The sequence below is a fragment of the Streptomyces sp. GLSS-08 genome (genome assembly GCF_056387915.1).
This window is the reverse complement of the sequence record NZ_JBWJAQ010000020.1, coordinates 81,685-99,527: the sequence shown is the minus strand read 5'-3', so window position 1 is coordinate 99,527 and position 17,843 is coordinate 81,685. Positions and strand designations below refer to the sequence as shown.

17 protein-coding genes are annotated in these 17,843 nt (G+C 70.9%); 6 read left to right on the top strand and 11 right to left on the bottom strand.

Annotation, left to right across the window (positions count from 1 at the left end; all coding sequences use genetic code 11):
- Positions 1-861 (top strand): carbohydrate ABC transporter permease, encoded by an 861-nt coding sequence (locus tag AC0ZLC_RS28475; RefSeq protein WP_476754819.1) that lies wholly within the window; start codon positions 1-3, stop codon positions 859-861.
- Positions 862-1,043: 182 nt separating this feature from the next.
- Positions 1,044-1,757: a helix-turn-helix domain-containing protein gene (locus AC0ZLC_RS28470; protein WP_476754818.1), complete on the top strand. Its 714-nt coding sequence runs from the start codon at positions 1,044-1,046 to the stop codon at positions 1,755-1,757.
- A 44-nt stretch (positions 1,758-1,801) separates the two neighbouring features.
- Here the strand turns inward: AC0ZLC_RS28470 and AC0ZLC_RS28465 are convergent, their stop codons facing one another.
- Positions 1,802-2,827, bottom strand: a complete 1,026-nt coding sequence (locus AC0ZLC_RS28465) for an ATP-dependent 6-phosphofructokinase (protein ID WP_476754817.1) — start codon at positions 2,825-2,827, stop codon at positions 1,802-1,804.
- 282 nt (positions 2,828-3,109) lie between these two features.
- Between AC0ZLC_RS28465 and pta the strand changes: the two genes are divergently transcribed.
- The 3 genes from pta to pyk all read left to right on the top strand — a co-directional run bounded on the left by pta (position 3,110) and on the right by pyk (position 7,933).
- Positions 3,110-5,200, top strand: coding sequence for a phosphate acetyltransferase (gene pta, locus AC0ZLC_RS28460; RefSeq protein ID WP_476754816.1), 2,091 nt, complete (start codon positions 3,110-3,112; stop codon positions 5,198-5,200).
- Complete coding sequence (locus AC0ZLC_RS28455; RefSeq protein WP_476754815.1) at positions 5,197-6,429, top strand: acetate kinase; 1,233 nt, start codon at positions 5,197-5,199, stop codon at positions 6,427-6,429. The genes pta and AC0ZLC_RS28455 overlap by 4 nt, the downstream gene beginning before the upstream one ends.
- A 73-nt stretch (positions 6,430-6,502) precedes the next feature.
- Positions 6,503-7,933 (top strand): pyruvate kinase, encoded by a 1,431-nt coding sequence (gene pyk / locus AC0ZLC_RS28450; protein WP_476754814.1) that lies wholly within the window; start codon positions 6,503-6,505, stop codon positions 7,931-7,933.
- A 206-nt stretch (positions 7,934-8,139) separates the two neighbouring features.
- Here pyk and AC0ZLC_RS28445 read toward each other — a convergent pair whose 3' ends face one another.
- The 4 genes from AC0ZLC_RS28445 to AC0ZLC_RS28430 form a co-directional block, all read right to left on the bottom strand.
- The gene (locus AC0ZLC_RS28445) at positions 8,140-9,429 is read right to left on the bottom strand and encodes a hypothetical protein (RefSeq protein WP_476754813.1); all 1,290 of its coding nucleotides are present in this window, start codon (positions 9,427-9,429) and stop codon (positions 8,140-8,142) included.
- Positions 9,419-9,976 carry a DUF6114 domain-containing protein gene (locus tag AC0ZLC_RS28440; protein WP_476754812.1) on the bottom strand — a complete coding sequence of 186 codons (558 nt, stop codon included), beginning with the start codon at positions 9,974-9,976 and terminating at the stop codon, positions 9,419-9,421. The genes AC0ZLC_RS28445 and AC0ZLC_RS28440 overlap by 11 nt, the downstream gene beginning before the upstream one ends.
- Before the next feature lie 106 nt (positions 9,977-10,082).
- A complete protein-coding gene (locus AC0ZLC_RS28435; protein ID WP_476754811.1) occupies positions 10,083-10,715 on the bottom strand; it encodes a DUF6230 family protein in 633 nt (210 codons plus the stop codon).
- A gap of 621 nt (positions 10,716-11,336) precedes the next feature.
- Complete coding sequence (locus tag AC0ZLC_RS28430; protein ID WP_476754810.1) at positions 11,337-12,311, bottom strand: tetratricopeptide repeat protein; 975 nt, start codon at positions 12,309-12,311, stop codon at positions 11,337-11,339.
- 280 nt (positions 12,312-12,591) lie between these two features.
- On the opposite strand from AC0ZLC_RS28430, the gene AC0ZLC_RS28425 reads away from it, so the two are divergent.
- On the top strand, positions 12,592-13,218 hold the full coding sequence (locus AC0ZLC_RS28425; RefSeq protein ID WP_476754809.1) for a TetR/AcrR family transcriptional regulator: 627 nt from the start codon (positions 12,592-12,594) through the stop codon (positions 13,216-13,218).
- A 104-nt stretch (positions 13,219-13,322) separates the two neighbouring features.
- Here AC0ZLC_RS28425 and AC0ZLC_RS28420 read toward each other — a convergent pair whose 3' ends face one another.
- The 6 genes from AC0ZLC_RS28420 to AC0ZLC_RS28395 form a co-directional block, all read right to left on the bottom strand.
- Complete coding sequence (locus AC0ZLC_RS28420; RefSeq protein WP_476754808.1) at positions 13,323-15,023, bottom strand: acyl-CoA mutase large subunit family protein; 1,701 nt, start codon at positions 15,021-15,023, stop codon at positions 13,323-13,325.
- Between the two features lie 108 nt (positions 15,024-15,131).
- Entirely contained in the window at positions 15,132-15,470 is a 339-nt protein-coding gene (locus tag AC0ZLC_RS28415; RefSeq protein ID WP_476754807.1) for a DUF3817 domain-containing protein, read from the bottom strand.
- A 63-nt stretch (positions 15,471-15,533) separates the two neighbouring features.
- A complete protein-coding gene (locus tag AC0ZLC_RS28410; protein WP_476754806.1) occupies positions 15,534-16,043 on the bottom strand; it encodes a MarR family winged helix-turn-helix transcriptional regulator in 510 nt (169 codons plus the stop codon).
- A 10-nt stretch (positions 16,044-16,053) separates the two neighbouring features.
- On the bottom strand, positions 16,054-16,866 hold the full coding sequence (locus AC0ZLC_RS28405; protein WP_476754805.1) for a hypothetical protein: 813 nt from the start codon (positions 16,864-16,866) through the stop codon (positions 16,054-16,056).
- A gap of 232 nt (positions 16,867-17,098) precedes the next feature.
- Positions 17,099-17,392, bottom strand: coding sequence for an MTH1187 family thiamine-binding protein (locus AC0ZLC_RS28400; protein ID WP_358854230.1), 294 nt, complete (start codon positions 17,390-17,392; stop codon positions 17,099-17,101).
- On the bottom strand, positions 17,389-17,736 hold the full coding sequence (locus AC0ZLC_RS28395) for a DUF3817 domain-containing protein (protein ID WP_476754804.1): 348 nt from the start codon (positions 17,734-17,736) through the stop codon (positions 17,389-17,391). Before AC0ZLC_RS28395 ends, AC0ZLC_RS28400 begins: the two co-directional genes overlap by 4 nt.
- Positions 17,737-17,843: the final 107 nt, after the last annotated feature.

The following is a 17,843-nucleotide window of genomic DNA, read 5'->3' as shown; positions in this document are numbered from 1 at the left end:
ATGGCGGCACCGGCCCGGGTCGCCAAGCGCGGCGCCAGGTCCCGTCGCGCGGGCCGGCGGCTGGCGGCGGACGCCGGCCTGCTCGCCGTGGCGGCCGCGTTCGGGCTGCCGCTGGCCTGGGTGGTCCTGTCCTCGCTGGACGCGCACGCGGACCTGCGGGTGAAGGCACCGGACGGGGTCACCCTCGCCAACTTCGACGCGGTCCTGACGCGGGACATCGTCTTCACCCCCCTGCTCAACAGTCTGATCCTGTGCGGCGGCGGCACGCTGCTGACGGTGGTGTGCGCGGCGCTGGCCGCCTATCCGCTGTCGCGGTTCCGCTCCCGCCTCAACCGCCCGTTCCTGCTGACCATCCTGTTCGCGACGAGCCTGCCGATCACGGCGATCATGGTCCCGGTCTACGCGCTGTTCGTCCGGGTGAACCTCATCGACACGGCGCAGGGCACGATCTTCTTCTTCGCCGCCTCCCAACTCCCCTTCGCCATCTGGCTGATGAAGAACTTCATGGACGGCGTGCCGAAGGAGCTGGAGGAGGCGGCCTGGACGGACGGGGCGTCCTCGTTCCAGTCGCTGCTCAGGATCGTGCTCCCGCTGATGGGGCCGGGCGTCGCGGTGGTGACGGTCTTCTCGTTCGTGATGATGTGGGGGAACTTCTTCGTCCCCTTCATGCTGCTGCTCACCCCGGACCAGATGCCCGCCTCCGTGAGCATCAACGAGTTCTTCGGGAACCGCGGAATGGTGGTGTACGGGCAGCTGGCGGCGTTCTCCGTGATCTACTCGACGCCCGTGCTCCTGCTGTACGTGCTGGTCGCGCGACGACTGGGCGGCGGGTTCGCGCTGGGCGGAGCCGTGAAGGGGTGAGCCTCTCCCGCCCCGGGCCACCGTGCGCGGCCACCCGTCCCCCGCTCCCACGAGCACCCGGAGCACTCGGAGCACCCGACGATCTCCGGCAACGGCACACCGGCGGCTGAAACCGTATGTTCCTACAATGCGTGTTTGTGGCCGAACAGCCCGTAGTCATCACAGCCACGCGCCCATAGCTTGTGCCCGTGCACCAACCGCCGGCCCCCCAGCCCACCCCGCCCTTCAACGCCCTCGCCGCCCGCCGACTGCGCGCCGGGCTCGGCAAGGGACCCGAACACGTCGCGTACGGACTGCGCGCCTCGTACGGGCTGCCCTATGTCACGCCCGATCTCGTCGTCGCCTGGGAGCGGGGCATCGCCGCACCGAGCAGTCCCGAACTCACCGCCCTCGCCGCCGTGCTGTGGTGTTCACCGGGTGAACTCATCGGCAGACCGCGGACCTTGCGCGAGCACCGCATCGCGCGCGGCCTCGCCCCGGAGGACGTCGCCCGCACCGTAGGCCTGGAACTCCTCGCGTACCAGCGGATGGAGGAGACCGACGAGTGGCGGGGCAGCGAGCGGCAGTCGACCGCGCTCGCCGAGCTGCTCGACCTCTCGCTGCCCGACTTCGTCACGGTGACCGGGCGAGACGGGAAGCTCGGGGAGCTGCTGCGCAGCGCGGTGACGACGCGCTGGCAGGCGTACGTGCGCCCGGTGGGCAAGACGGTGCCCCTGGACCGGCGGCTGCTGGAGGACGCGCTCCAGGAGCTGCACACGGAGTACCAGGGGCAGATGGCGGCCACCCTGAGCTGGGCCGGCGGCTCGGCGGCGGGCGACTCCAGCGACGCCGGCCAGGACTTCATGGACCGGATCGTCGACCACTTCTGGTCGACGATCCAGCGCAGCACGTACTGAGGGCGGGAAACACGCGACCGTGCTTCCCGGGCCTTCGCGAAGGCCTAGAAGACCGACTCCGCCTCGTCGATCCGGTCCTTGGGGACGGTCTTCAGCTCGACGACCGCCTCCGCGAGCGGCACCATCTCGACCTCCGTGCCGCGCAGCGCGGTCATGCGACCGAAGTCACCGCGGTGCGCGGCCTCGACCGCGTGCCAGCCGAAGCGGGTGGCCAGCACCCGGTCGTACGCGGTCGGCGTGCCGCCGCGCTGGATGTGGCCGAGGATGACCGGCTTGGCCTCCTTGCCGAGACGGCGCTCCAGCTCGTACGCGAGAGCCGTGCCGATGCCCTGGAAGCGCTCGTGGCCGAACTGGTCGATCGCGCCGTGCCCGTAGTCCATGGTGCCCTCGGCGGGGTGGGCGCCCTCGGCGACGCATATGACGGCGAACTTCTTGCCGCGCGCGAAGCGCTCCTCGACCATCGCGACGAGGTCGGAGGGGTCGAAGGGCCGCTCGGGAAGGCAGATGCCGTGGGCGCCGGCGGCCATGCCGGACTCGAGGGCGATCCAGCCGGCGTGCCGGCCCATGACCTCGACGACCATGACGCGCTGGTGCGACTCGGCGGTGGTCTTGAGGCGGTCCATCGCCTCGGTGGCGACGCCGACCGCCGTGTCGAAGCCGAAGGTGCGGTCCGTCGCCGAGATGTCGTTGTCGATCGTCTTCGGTACGCCGACGACCGGCAGGCCCGCGTCCGACAGCATCCGGGCGGCGGTCAGGGTGCCCTCGCCGCCGATCGGGATGAGCACGTCGATGCCGAACTCGCGGGCCATGTCCTGCGCGTTCTCGCAGGCCTCGCGGAGCCGGTCGCGCTGGAGCCGGGACGAGCCGAGAATGGTGCCGCCGCGGGCGAGGATGCCGCTGACCGCGTTGAGGTCGAGGGTGCGGTAGTGGCCGTCGAGCAGGCCGGCGTAGCCGTCCTCGAAGCCGATGACCTCGTCCCCGAAATTGGTGACCGCTCGGTGCACGACCGACCGGATCACTGCGTTCAGCCCCGGGCAGTCGCCGCCTGCGGTGAGAACTCCGATGCGCATCGTGCTGTGTCTCCTGCTCGCTGTTGGTACGTGTGAGCCAGACCGATTGTTTCACGCTCCCCGGGCGGCCGCCGCTCCCGTCCGCCGGGCACGCACCGCCCCCGCGCCCCGTCGCGCGGCCCCGGCGGAGCCCTTGTCCCGCCTCACCAGGACGTTCGGCCTGGCGGGCGCCTTAGCCAGCCGCGGAGGTATTGTCAAGAGGGTTCTGCTCACCATAGCGGGTATTTTTCCCGAGCCACGAGAAGCACCGAAGCCGGCCCAGTGATGAAACGGAGAGCACGCGTGACGCGCAGCGTGTACGTGACCGGGATCGACCGCGGCGACGGCCGCCAGGTCGTCGAGCTGGGAGTCATGGAACTCCTGACCCGCCAGGTGGACCGGGTGGGGGTGTTCCGTCCGCTCGTCCACGACGGTCCGGACCGGCTCTTCGAGCTGCTGCGCGCCCGCTACCGGCTCACGCAGGACCCGGCGACGGTGTACGGCATGGACTACTACGAGGCGTCCGCGCTCCAGGCCGAGCAGGGCACCGACGAACTGGTGTCGACCCTGGTGGACCGCTTCCACCTGGTCGCGCGCGCCTACGACGTGGTCCTCGTCCTCGGCACCGACTTCGCGGACACCCAGTTCCCCGACGAGCTGGCGGTCAACGCCCGGCTGGCCAACGAGTTCGGCGCCTCCGTGATACCGGTCGTGGGCGGCCGCGGGCAGCCGGCCGAGTCGGTGCTCGCCGAGACCCGCAACGCCTACCGGGCCTACGACGGGCTCGGCTGCGACGTCCTCGCGATGGTCACCAACCGGGTCGCCCCGGCCGACCGCGCGAAGATCCACGAGCGTCTCGCCGACCGGCTGCCCGTGCCCTGTTACGTGCTCCCGGACGAGCCCGCGCTGTCCGCCCCCACGGTCGCCCAGATCACCCACGCCCTCGGCGGCAAGGTGCTGCTCGGCGACGAGTCGGGGCTGGCGCGCGACGCGCTCGACTTCGTCTTCGGCGGCGCGATGCTGCCGAACTTCCTGAACGCGCTGACGCCCGGCTGCCTGGTGGTGACCCCCGGCGACCGCGCCGACCTGGTGGTGGGCTCGCTCGCCGCACACAGCGCCGGCACGCCCCCGATCGCGGGTGTCCTGCTCACCCTGAACGAGCGGCCGAGCGACGAGATCCTGACGCTGGCCGCGCGCCTCGCCCCCGGCACCCCGGTGGTCTCCGTGCCCGGCAACAGCTTCCCCACCGCCACCGAACTCTTCGGCCTGGAGGGCAAGCTGAACGCCGCCACCCCGCGCAAGGCGGAGACGGCGCTCGGTCTCTTCGAGCGGCACGTGGACACGAGCGAGCTGCTGAAGCGGGTGTCGGCGCCGAGCAGCACCCGCCTCACCCCGATGATGTTCGAGCACAAGCTCCTGGAGCAGGCCCGCTCCGACCTGCGCCGCGTCGTACTGCCCGAGGGCACCGAGGCCCGCGTCCTGCACGCCGCCGAGGTGCTGCTGCGCCGGGGCGTGTGCGACCTGACGCTGCTCGGCCCGGTCGACCAGATCCGCAAGAAGGCCGCCGACCTCGGTATCGACCTCGGCGGCGTGCAGCTCATCGACCCGCAGACCTCCGAGCTGCGGGACCGTTTCGCCGAGAAGTACGCCGGCCTGCGCGCCCACAAGGGCGTGACCGTGGAGCTGGCGTACGACGTCGTCGCGGACGTCAACTACTTCGGCACGCTGATGGTCGAGGAGGGGCTGGCCGACGGCATGGTGTCGGGGTCCGTGCACTCCACGGCGGCCACCATCCGCCCGGCCTTCGAGATCATCAAGACCAAGCCGGACGCGAAGATCGTCTCCTCCGTCTTCTTCATGTGCCTCGCCGACAAGGTCCTGGTCTACGGCGACTGCGCGGTGAACCCCGACCCGAACGCGCAGCAGCTCGCCGACATCGCCGTCCAGTCGGCCGCGACCGCCCGGCAGTTCGGCGTCGAGCCGCGGATCGCGATGCTGTCGTACTCGACCGGCACCTCCGGCTCGGGCGCGGACGTCGACAAGGTGCGCGAGGCGACCGAACTGGTCCGCACGCGCCGCCCCGACCTGAGCGTGGAGGGCCCGATCCAGTACGACGCGGCCGTGGAGCCGTCCGTCGCGGCCACCAAGCTGCCGGAGTCGGAGGTCGCGGGGCAGGCGTCCGTGCTGATCTTCCCGGACCTCAACACCGGCAACAACACCTACAAGGCCGTGCAGCGTTCGGCCGGCGCGATCGCCGTCGGCCCGGTGCTGCAGGGCCTGCGCAAGCCGGTCAACGACCTGTCCCGCGGCGCCCTCGTCCAGGACATCGTGAACACCGTCGCCATCACCGCGATCCAGTCCCAGACCCCGAGCGAGAAGGCCACCGCCCAGTGAGCTCCACCCGCGTCCTCGTCCTCAACTCCGGTTCCTCGTCGCTGAAGTACCAGCTGCTCGACATGCGCGACAGGACCCGGCTCGCCATGGGCCTGGTCGAGCGCATCGGCGAGCGCACCGGCCGGCTGAAGCACACCCCGCTCACCGGCGACGGCACCTCCCGGGAGACGACCGGTCCGATGGCCGACCACGAGGCCGCCCTGAAGGCCGTCGCGCAGGAGCTGGCGAGCGACGGACTCGGCCTGGACTCCCCCGAGCTGGCGGCGATCGGCCACCGCGTGGTGCACGGCGGCAAGCTCTTCACCCGCCCCACCCTGATCGACGACTCCGTGCTCGCGGAGATCCAGCGGCTGATCCCGGTCGCCCCGCTGCACAACCCGGCCAACCTGACCGGCATCCTCACCGCCCGGGCGCTGCGCCCGGACCTGCCCCAGGTCGCCGTCTTCGACACCGCGTTCCACACGACGATGCCGGAGGAGGCGGCGCGCTACGCGATCGACGTGCGGACCGCCGACGAGCACCGCATCCGCCGGTACGGCTTCCACGGCACCTCGCACGCCTTCGTGTCGCGCGCCACGGCGCGGCTCCTCGGCAAGGACCCGTCCGAGGTGAACGTCATCGTGCTGCACCTGGGCAACGGGGCGTCCGCGTCCGCGGTGCGGCAGGGCCGGTGCGTGGACACCTCCATGGGGCTGACGCCCTTGGAGGGCCTCGTCATGGGTACGCGCTCCGGTGACGTGGATCCGGCCGTCATCTTCCATTTGATGCGTGTTGGCGGGATGTCCACGGACGAGATCGACACTCTCCTCAACAAGAAGAGCGGTCTGGTCGGCCTGTGCGGCGACAACGACATGCGGGAGATCCGCCGCCGGGTCGACGAGGGCGACGAGCAGGCGCGGCTCGCCTTCGACATCTACATCCACCGCCTGAAGAAGTACATCGGCGCCTACTACGCGGTGCTCGGCCGGGTGGACGCGGTCGCCTTCACGGCCGGCGTCGGCGAGAACGCGGCGCCGGTGCGCGAGGCCGCGGTCGCGGGCCTGGAGGGGCTGGGCCTGGCAGTCGACGGCGAGCTGAACGCCGTACGGTCCGACGAGCCGCGGCTCATCTCCCCAGGGCACGCGCGGGTCGCGGTGGCCGTCGTACCGACCGACGAGGAACTGGAGATCGCCACGCAGACGTACGCACTCGTGGACGGGTCCGCCGACCGGTCCGACGGCCTCACCTGAGCGGCTTCCCGCCCCTTTGTATCTTCCGCCAGACGGAATATTCCGTAGCGAAACAAACCGATAGGATCGCCCTATGCGCCGTTCGAAAATCGTCTGTACCCTCGGCCCCGCGGTCGACTCCCACGAGCAGCTCGTCGCGCTGATCAAGGCCGGCATGAACGTTGCCCGTTTCAACTTCAGCCACGGCTCGCACTCCGAGCACGAGGGCCGCTACGAGCGGGTCCGGGCCGCCGCCGCCGAGACGGGCCGCGCCATCGGCGTGCTCGCCGACCTCCAGGGCCCGAAGATCCGTCTGGAGACCTTCGCCGAGGGCCCCGTCGAGCTGGTGCGCGGTGACGAGTTCACCATCACCACCGAGGACGTCCCCGGTGACAAGACGATCTGCGGCACGACCTACAAGGGTCTGCCCGGTGACGTCTCCAAGGGCGACCAGATCCTGATCAACGACGGCAACGTCGAGCTGCGGGTGGTCGAGGTCGACGGCGCCCGGGTCAAGACGGTCGTCATCGAGGGCGGTGTCATCTCCGACCACAAGGGCATCAACCTGCCCGGCACGGCGGTGAACGTGCCCGCGCTGTCCGAGAAGGACATCGACGACCTGCGCTTCGCCCTGAGGATGGGCTGCGACCTGGTCGCGCTCTCCTTCGTGCGGGACGCCCACGACGTGAACGACGTCCACAAGATCATGGACGAGGAGGGCCGCCGGGTCCCCGTCATCGCCAAGGTGGAGAAGCCGCAGGCGGTGGAGAACATGGAGGCCGTCGTGGCCGCCTTCGACGGTGTCATGGTCGCCCGCGGCGACCTGGCCGTCGAGTACCCGCTGGAGAAGGTCCCGATGGTGCAGAAGCGCCTGGTGGAGCTGTGCCGGCGCAACGCCAAGCCGGTGATCGTCGCGACCCAGATGATGGAGTCGATGATCACCAACTCCCGTCCGACGCGCGCCGAGGCCTCCGACGTCGCCAACGCGATCCTGGACGGCGCGGACGCGGTCATGCTGTCGGCCGAGTCCAGCGTCGGCGCGTATCCCCTCGAGACCGTGAAGACGATGTCGAAGATCGTCATCGCGGCCGAGCAGGAGCTGCTCTCCAAGGGCCTCCAGCCGCTCGTCCCCGGCAAGAAGCCGCGCACGCAGGGCGGTTCGGTGGCGCGCGCCGCCGCCGAGATCGCCGACTTCCTCGGCGGCAAGGGCCTGGTGGCCTTCACCGAGTCCGGCGACACGGCCCGCCGGCTGTCCCGCTACCGCGCCGCGCAGCCCATCCTGGCGTTCACCACGGAAGAGGGCACCCGCAACCAGCTGACGCTGAGCTGGGGCGTCGAGTCCCACGTCGTGCCGTTCGTGAACAGCACCGACGAGATGGTCGACCTCGTCGACTCCGAGCTGCGCAAGCTCAACGTCTTCGACGAGGGTGACGTCGTCGTGATGACCGCGGGTTCGCCCCCCGGTGTCCCCGGCACCACCAACATGGTCCGGGTGCACCACCTGGGCGGCACCGGCCGCGACTGATCCGGTCCCCGTACGCCGCCGAGGGCGCCGTCCCGTGACGGGGGGGCGCCCTCGGCGTCTGTGCGAGCTGCGGGACGGGCGCGGGGACCCGTGCGCACGGCGAAGACCGCGACCCGGCCCTCGCGTTGGCGAGGAACCGGGTCGCGGCCTGTGTGCGGCTCCCGAGCGGGTCCTTGGGCCGGCCTTCCGGCCGGCGGGTGCGGTGGTCAGCCGGTGGTGTACTGGTGCAGCCCGGGCACGGTCAGGTCCCCGCCGAACTGACCGGCCTGCACGACCTTCACCTTGGTGAAGTAGATCAGCGGGATGTTCAGCGGCGGCGGGTTGTCCGGGTCGAAGGTGACCGGGATCAGACCGAGCAGGTTGCCGGAGATGCTCTCCGTGTACATGACGGTCTTGCCGTTGCGGATGGTGGACGTCGAGCCCTTGGCCGCCTGGACGTGGTACGTCCTGCCGGTCTGCTTGTCGTCGACCGTCTGGTGCAGGTCGCCGATGTCGGTGCCGTCGGAGATCACGTACTTGAGGACCTTCTTGACGGTGCCGTTGGCGGTGCGCACCTTCACGATGCCCTGGTAGTCGGCGCCCTTGAGCAGCAGCGAGCTGGCGTTCAGGTACCACGGGTCGTCCGGCAGGGACACGGTCTTCTCGACCCCGCCCTCCTCGTCGGTGGCCGTCGGGCAGCCCTCGGCGTCCGCGCTCTCGCTCGCGGAGGGGCTCGGGGAGGCGCTCGGGGAGGCGGTGGCCTCGTCGGTGGCCTCCGCCGCCTTCTCCGTGGTGTCCTCGGCCGTCTTCGTCGCCGTGTCGGTGGTGTCCTTCACGGTGTCCTCGGCCGTCCCGGTGGCCTTGTCGGTCGTGTCCTCGGCGGGGTCGGACGCCTCCTTGCCGGGGGCGGCCGTGGCGGAGGCGGACGGCGTGGGGGTGGCGCTCGGCTTCTCGTCGGGCGTGAGGACGTCCTTGATGGCGTCGCCGATGCCCAGCGGGTCCAGCGGGTTCTTGCTGCTGCTCTCGGAGGGTGCCGCAGTCGCCTTCGGCGTGTCGTCGCCGCTCCGGGACGTCTTGCTCGGGGACGGCGTCGGCGTGGAGTCGGCCTTGTCGTCGGAACCTGAATCCGGCGAAGAGGTCTTGTCCGGGGTCGCCGTGGCCGAGGGAGCGGGCTCCGTCGCGTCGGCGCTCTCCGAGGCGGAGGCGGAAGCGGAGGCGGAAGCGGACGGCGACGGGGTGGCCGACGGCTTCTCGGACCCGTCCAGCGCCTCGACGCACTTCTGGTACTCGTCCGCCGTCAGGCTCTTGGACGACGGGTGGTCCTCGGCCTGCGCGAGCGTCGGCGTCAGTCCCATTCCCATCAGGACGGCCGTCGGCATGGCCGCCAGGGCTATCGCCTTGCCGGCCGGCACGTGGAACCTGGTGAACAGCGGCTTCCTGGGCGCCGCGTGGCGCGGCCCGGTTCTCACAGAGGACTCGTCCACGGCCGTCCCGTGGGTCAGCTCGTCAGCCGGCACTGTGCCTCCCGTTCGCCCCGTTGACCGGGTTCGTTCCTGACAGATCGTTCGGCTGGTTCGGCTGGACGGGCTTGCTCAGTCCGGGCACGGGCCCGGTGGCCACGCTGTCGGGGGCCTCGCTCGTGCGGGCCGCTTCGGCCGGCTCCCCGACCCTCGCTCCGGGCGCCCAGGAGACCGCCATCGCCCCGCCGATCAGGGCGAGCAGGAACCCGATCAGGAAGCCGCCGAGGTTCGACACCGGGATGGACACCAGAGCCAGGAGGATCGCCGCGACACCCGCGAAGGTGCGCACGTGCTTCTGGAACCAGAGGGTGAGCCCCAGCACCACGAGCAGCACGCCGATGATCAGGGACCCCGCGCCCGCGGTGGTGGCCATGGCCAGCGTCAGATGGCCGATCTGCAGATTCGCGTACGGGAAGTACGCGATGGGCAGCCCGCTGAGCAGGACGAACAGGCCGGCCCAGAACGGCCGGTCACCCCGCCAGGCACGGAATCGCAGCCTCTGCTGGGTGGACTGGCCGGGCGCGGCAGGAGTCTCGGCGCTCATGGAAAACAGCTCCCTGGAACGGCTTTGCTGTGAGAAGTACGCGTACTGCGGAAGGGACGGGGCGGACGGGGCAGCCGGCGGCTCCCCCGTCCGCCCCGGGGAGTGCCTAGTAGCACTCCTTGACGCCCTTGGACAGCGACATCTTCAGGCCGCTGAGCTTGAACGTTCCGGCGGTGGTCGCCCACGCCGTCTGCTTCACGCCGGTCAGCGTGGCCGAGTCGGCCTGCTGCGCGAAACCGTAGGGGTTCGCCTGGTCGCCCTTGGCGATACCCGGACCCTTGCTGGCGTCCTTGGCGGCAACACCGATGTCGATGTTGCGGAACGTCGCGTCGGCCTGCAGGTCCTCGACGTCGATGTACAGGTTCTCGGCCTGGACCGCGGTGTCGCCACCGCCGGCCTTCAGCATGAGACTCACGGAACCGAAGATGGGCACGTCCGGGGTGACAACGGACTGGCACATGTTCGTGATCGACGCGGACTTGAACGCCGAGACGGCGACGGGGTGTGCCGTCTTCTTGCCGTCCAGGGTGTAACCCGAGTCAATGGCTCCGTACTGCGAGAAGCCCGTACCGTCGAGCCGGTCCGCCGTCACCTTGAACGACTGACCGGAGACGCTGAACGACGCCGCGAGAGCGCCCTGCGCGAGGGCGACACCTATCACTGCCGTCGCGGCCACACTGGGCACCATCACGACGGCGAACCGCTTCCATCTGGTTCCGCCACGCACCTGGGACTCCATATTTCCTCCTTCTCGGACGTACATCTCCTGGCCCTGACTGCCCCAATGACGGCGGCTCAGCCGGGCAGGGATGGGAGAAGTGCTACGTCCTCGGGAAGGAGAGCGCCCGATCTCGACAGCGCGAACCGCGCCCGAATCACCGGCGATCACCCCCGAGCGACAACCACTGGTCGCGCCTGACGCACATCACGCACAACCTGCTGGACAGGCTCCGCCGGAGCAGAGACCCCCCTGTCCAAGAACCGGCACCACTGCTGCCGGCCCTACTCGGTGGGGACCCAGAGAACCCGGTTGCCCGATTGGCTGTCGGGGGTACGGAAATGGACCGAGCGTCGCCGATCGTGGTGCATTCTCGCCGTTGGCACAAGGGGGTTCGTTACTCGCTAGTAACGGGCGGATAACCGAACAACGACCCGTCGGTATCGGACGGCGACGCAGGGTGGCCCAGAGCGAGGGGGCAAAGTATTTGATTCACGGACGGAATCCGACAGATCAACGCCCGTGACTTACTCCAAGTAACAGCGGCCGCGATTACCAAGTTTTGGTAAAGCGCGGCCGCACGGTCACTTCGGGAGCGAACTTTTCACCCGGGCATCACACGTCCGGGCGTTTAGAGACTGGTCAGAAGAGGGCTCGCGCCAGTGCCCTGCGCGCCGCGGCCACCCGGGGGTCGTCGGCACCGACGACCTCGAACAGTTCGAGCAGCCGGAGCCGCGCCGCGTCCCGGTCGTCGCCGGCCGTACGCCGTACGGCCTCGATCAACCGCCCGAAGGCGTCCTCCACATGACCGCCCACCAGATCCAGGTCCGCGGCGGCGATCTGCGCCGGCACGTCACCCGGCTTCTCGGCCGCTTCCCTGCGCACCTGCTGCGGGTCCGCGTCCTGCACCCGCTGGAGCAGCTCCGCCTGTGCGAGCCCCAGCTTGGCCTCGCTGTTGGCCGGATCGTCGCTCAGCACGTTCTTGTACGCCTGTACGGCTCCGGCCAGGTCGCCCGCGTCCAGCGCCCGTACGGCGGCTTCGAGCAGCGCGTCGTAGGGGCCGACCGGGACCTGCGGCGCCGCCGGGGCGGCGGCCGGCCCGGCCTCCGCGTCGACGGTCAGGCCGGTGAGCCCGAAGCGCTCCTCCGCCACCTGGACGAGCTGGTCCAGCGTGCCGCGGATCTGCGTCTCGCTCGCGGCCCCCTGGAAGAGCGGGAGCGCCTGGCCGGCGACCACCGCGAAGACGGCCGGAATCCCCTGGATCCCGAACTGCTGCATCAGCATCTGGTTGGCGTCGACGTCGATCTTGGCCAGCACGAAGCGGCCGGCGTACTCGAGAGCCAGCCGCTCCAGGACCGGGCTCAGCTGCTTGCACGGCTCGCACCACTCGGCCCAGAAGTCGATGACGACCGGTACCTCGGTGGAGCGCTGCAGGACATCGCGCTCGAAACCCGCCTCGTCTACGTCGATGACGAGGCTGGCGGGGGATACGGCCCCGCCGCCGCCCTGCCTGGCCGCTTCGGCGCGCGCCTGCTCCGCCTTCGCCTTGGCCTCCTGGGCCGCCTTCACCGCGGCGAGGTCGACGACTCCGCTCATGGACATGTTCCGTGGCTGCATGAGTACATCCTCCCCCTTCCGCGCGCACGAGTGAAAAGCGTGCCCGAAGCCAGACCCGCGGCATGGTCGAAGCCCGGCCTGTTTGCGTACTGTTCGGCGCCGGGTCCCCACCTGGCGCCTGTGGTTGTCGCCCACGCGGCACGGCCGCACGGAGCTTTCGCTACGGGTCGTAGCGTAACTCCCCGGAGGCACCGCTGTCCGCCCGATCCCGGTGATCTCCCTCACGACTTCACACAACAGCCGGATATCGTCCCTGCCATGCCCGGATATGGTCGCTGACATGCACCGTCGCACTCCGGCCTCCCGTACGGGGCGCCCCCGCAGCGCCACCGCGGACGCCGCGATCCTGGACGCGACCCGCGCGGTCCTGGTCGAACTGGGCTGGTCCAAACTCACGTTGGGGGACGTCGCGACCCGCGCCGGGGTGGCCAAGACGACGCTCTACCGCCGCTGGGCGGGCAAGAACGAACTCGTCGTCGACGCCGTGGCCGTCCTCTTCGACGAACTGGAACTTCCCGACCGCGGCAGCCTCGCCGCCGACATCGAGGGCGTCGTCCTTCAGTTCGCGGCGATCCTCGGCCGCCCCGAGACGAAGACGGCCCTGATGGCCGTCGTAGCGGAGTCCACCCGCGACGAGCCCCTGCGCGAGCGCATCCGCACGTCGATCGTCGACCGCCAGAAGCGCCTCGTCGTGGAGGGCCGCTCCCGCGCCCAGGAGCGCGGCGAGCTGCCCCCCGAGGAGGACCCGGAGTCGGCCGCCCGCACTGCGGACCTGATCTTCGACGTGGTCGCGGGAGCGGTGGTGCACCGCACCCTGGTCAGCGCGGAGCCCGCGGACGAGGAGTGGGTCCGCAGCTTCACCCGTGTACTCCTCCTCGGCCTGACGGGCGCGGCGACCCAGGACTGAACCGGAGGTACGTCAGCCGTCCGGCGCTTGCGGACGAGCGCGTCAGCGCATGCGGGCGTCCGGGGGCGGCGCCCCCGGACGCCCGCCCGTCACACGGGGGCGACTCAGAATCCCGCCGGTTCCGTGTACACCCCCCACTCCTCCCGAAGCACCCCGCAGATCTCCCCGAGCGTCGCCTCGGCCCGGACCGCGTCGAGCATGGGCCCGATCATGTTCGACCCGCTCCGCGCCGCCGCGAGCATCGCGTCCAGCGCCCCCCGGACGGCCGCGTCGTCACGCCCGTCCCTGCGGGCGGCCAGCACCCGCACCTGCTCCCGTTCGACCTCGTGGCTGACCCGCAGGATCTCCAGGTCGCCGGTCACGGAACCGTGGTGCACGTTGACGCCCACCACCCGCTTGTCCCCCTTCTCCAGGGACTGCTGGTACTGGAAGGCGGACTCGGCGATCTCGCCGGTGAACCAGCCGTCCTCGATGCCCCGCAGGATGCCCGAGGTGATCGGCCCGATCGGGTGCCGCCCGTCGGGGTGCGCCCGCAGCCCCCGCTCCCTGATCTGCTCGAAGATCTTCTCGGCCTCGGCCTCGATCCGGTCGGTGAGCTGCTCGACGTACCAGGAACCACCCAGCGGGTCGGCGACGTTGGCGACGCCGGTCTCCTCCATCAGCACCTGCTGCGTGCGCAGCGCGATCTCCGCCGCCTGCTCCGAGGGCAGGGCGAGGGTCTCGTCCAGCGCGTTGGTGTGCAGCGAGTTGGTGCCGCCGAGGACCGCGGCCAGCGCCTCCACGGCCGTGCGCACCACGTTGTTGTACGGCTGCTGCGCGGTCAGCGAGACACCGGCCGTCTGCGTGTGGAAGCGCAGCCACTGCGCCTTCTCTGACGCCGCGCCGTACACGTCCCGCATCCAGCGGGCCCAGATCCGCCGCGCCGCGCGGAACTTGGCGATCTCCTCGAAGAAGTCGACGTGCGCGTCGAAGAAGAAGGACAGGCCGGGCGCGAACACGTCCACGTCCAGCCCGCGGCTCAGCCCGAGCTCGACGTACCCGAATCCGTCCGCGAGCGTGTACGCCAGCTCCTGCGCGGCCGTGGAGCCGGCCTCCCGGATGTGGTACCCGGAGACGGACAGCGGCTTGTACGCGGGGATCTTCGCCGCGCAGTGCTCCATCAGGTCACCGATGAGCCGCAGGTGCGGTTCGGGCTGGAAGAGCCACTCCTTCTGCGCGATGTACTCCTTGAAGATGTCCGTCTGGAGGGTGCCGTTCAGCACGGACGGGTCCACGCCCTGGCGCTCGGCGGCGACCAGGTACATGCAGAAGACCGGGACGGCCGGCCCGCTGATCGTCATCGACGTCGTGACGTCACCGAGCGGGATGTCCTGGAACAGGACCTCCATGTCGGCCGCCGAGTCGATGGCCACGCCGCAGTGCCCGACCTCGCCCAGCGAGCGCGGGTCGTCGGAGTCGCGGCCCATCAGTGTCGGCATGTCGAAGGCGACGGACAGGCCCCCGCCGCCGTTGGCCAGGATCTTCTTGTACCGCTCGTTCGTCTGCTCGGCGTTCCCGAACCCGGCGAACTGCCGGATGGTCCACGTCCGCCCCCGGTAGCCGGTCGCGTGGAGCCCGCGGGTGAACGGGTACTCCCCGGGCCAGCCGATCCGGTCGAAGCCCTCGTAGGTGTCTTTGGGCCGCGGCCCGTACACCGGCTCCACGGGATCGCCGGAGAGCGTGGTGAAATCGGCCTCGCGCTTGCGCGAAGCGTCGTACCGGGCCTGCCAGCGTCGGCGGCCCTCCTCGATGGCGTCAGCGTCCATGCCTTCGAATTTACTAGGACGTCCTAGTAAATGTCGATGGCTCACCGCCGTACACACCCGTACGGCAGTGGCGCGCTGCCCGGCCGGGCCCTGGTCCCGGAACCGCGGTCAGGCCTTGGCGACGGCGGGCGAGTCGTCCGCGACCCGCGTCTCGAGCTCCCGGCTGACCTTGCGCTCCACGAAGAACGCGGCCGTCGGGATCGTGCCCGCGACGAGCACCCACAGCTGCTTGCCGACCGGCCACTTCGCCTTGGAGCCCAGGTCGAAGGCGAAGACGAGATAGACGACGTAGAGCCAGCCGTGCGCGATACCGACCACCTTGGTGAAGTCCTCGGCGCCGTCGATGTGGAGCAGGTACTTGGCGATCACGCCGAGGGTCAGCAGGACCAGCAGCACACCGGTGACGTAGGCCATGACGCGGTAGCGGGTCAGCACGCTCTTTTTCATGCCTACGAGCGTAACCGCCGGTTTCGTACGGTCTTCGCGCGCCCCCGCGGCCGGCGGCGGCCCCTACTCCTCGTCGAAGTCCTGCGCCGCGAGGCGCAGCGGGCGGAGCATCGCGAAGATCTCCGCGCACTCCTCGGCGTCGTACGCCCCGAGGCCGAAGTCCATCGCCATCAGGTCGCGGGTGGCGGCGTCGACCACCTCGCGGCCCTTGTCCGTGATGGACGCGAGGGTGCCGCGCCCGTCGTTCGGGTTGGGGCGCTTGGCCACCAGTCCCGACCTGACCAGCCGGTCCACGGTGTTCGTGACGGACGTCGGGTGCACCATGAGCCGCTCGCCGATCTTCGACATGGGCAGCTCGCCCTCCTTGGAGAAGGTGAGCAGCACCAGCGCCTCGTACCGCGCGAAGGTCAGCCCGTACGGCTTGACGACCGCGTCGACCTCGGCGAGCAGGATCTGGTGTGCCCGCATGATCGAGGTGATCGCCGCCATGGACGGCACGGCACCCCAGCGCCGTTTCCACAGTTCGTCGGCGCGGGCGATGGGATCGAAGGCGAGAGCGAGGGGCTTCGGCACGGCAAGGACCCTACCGGCCGGTCATATCGTGGTCAGCCCCGTCTCGCCTTTCGGTCCCCGACCCCACGCCACCCGCGTCCTGCCGGGCCGTGGGGGCCTCTGCGCCCTCCGTGCGCCGGGCCTCGACGGCCAGCGGGGCGCAGCACCGGATGCCCAGCACCCCGGCACCGGCGACCGTGGCCGCCACCCCGGCGAACTCGGCGGCGACGCCCGCCGGCGCCACCGCGACGCCCTGGACGGTCATCAGGCCCGCCGTGTTGAGGGCCGTCGCCCGCCCGCGCAGGCCGTCCGGCAGCGCCCGCCCGAACCACTGGTCGAGGCCGAGCGTGTACGCCGACCCGGCACCGGCGAGCAGCAGCAGGAGCAGGAGCAGGAGCAGCGACCGGACGAGGCGGGGGTGCAGGGCGTAGCCGAGGCAGGACAGCGGGGAGAGGCAGACGAGCGGCAGCGTGATCCGGCCGCGGGTCGCCGGCCGCAGTCGTGGACCCGCGTACAACTCCCCGGCGACGGTGCCGACGGGCAACGCGCACATCAGCGGGCCGAGCCCCGCAGGACCGGCGCCGAGCCCTTCGGCGTGAGGGGCGGCAAGCGCCTCGGGGACGACGAGGAACAGTGGCGGCACCCCGCACAACAGGAGCAGCACCCGTACCCGCCGGTCGGCGAGGACCTGCCGGGCGCCGCGCAGGGAGTCCTTGGCCAGGGCCGCCCCGGAGCCGCCCCGGAGCCGCCCCGGAGCCGCCCCGGAGCCGCCCCGGGCGGGGCGCCCGGCGGTGCCGAGGCGCAGCAGCTCGCCGAAGGCGAATAAGGTGCCGGCGGTGATCACGAGCGCCCCGCGCGGCGGTACGGCGCTCAGCAGCAGTCCGCCGAGGCCGAACCCCGCGAGCAGCGCTCTCTGCGAGACGATACGCAGCAGGGAGCGCCCCGCGGACGCCGGGCTCGCCCGCCCACCCCGGCGCCGGCCGGGACGAAGGGTGCCGGGCGCACGTGGGACCGGGCCCGCCCGGGGGCCCCGAGGTCGCGGGACCGGGCCCGCCCGGGGCCCCGAGGTCGCGGGACTAGGCGGACAGGTGGCGTTCGATCGTCTCGACCTTGGACGTCAGACCGTCCGTCACCGACGGGCGGATGTCGGCCTTCAGGACGAGGGACACCCGGGGCGCCCGGCGCTCCACGGCGGCCACGGCGCGCCTGACGACGTCCATGACCTCGTCCCACTCCCCCTCGACGGAGGTGAACATGGCGTCGGTGCGGTGCGGCAGGCCCGACTCGCGGACCACGCGGACCGCGTCGGCGACGTACTCCCCGACGTCCTCGCCGACGCCCAGCGGCGTCACGGAGAAGGCGACGATCATGACGCCTTCACGACTCCCTCGCGGCGCGCACGGGACGCGATGACCGCGTCCTCGGCCTCGCGCCGCAGCCTGCGCTCGGCGAAGAACCCGCCGGTGGGCAGTACGGAGAGCACGAAGTAGAGCGCGGCGGTCCCCAGCGGCCACTTGGTCCGGTTCCAGGCGTCGGCCCAGAAGATCACGTACAGGATGAAGAGGACACCGTGGATCGCGCCCATGACGGGCACCGCGTTGAAGTCCGTCGTGCGCTTGAGCACCGAGCAGACGAGCAGCAGCAGGAAGGACACGGCCTCGGGGGCCGAGACCAGGCGGAGACGGCGGAGGGCGGTGGCGGTCTTCAGGTCCACGGGTCACCTTCGGGGGAGATTCGCGTCGGCGGGCAGGAGCGCTTTGTGAACGCACGCACAAGCGTCCGTTCATTGTGGCATCCGGGCCCGGATGCCACGGTCCGGGG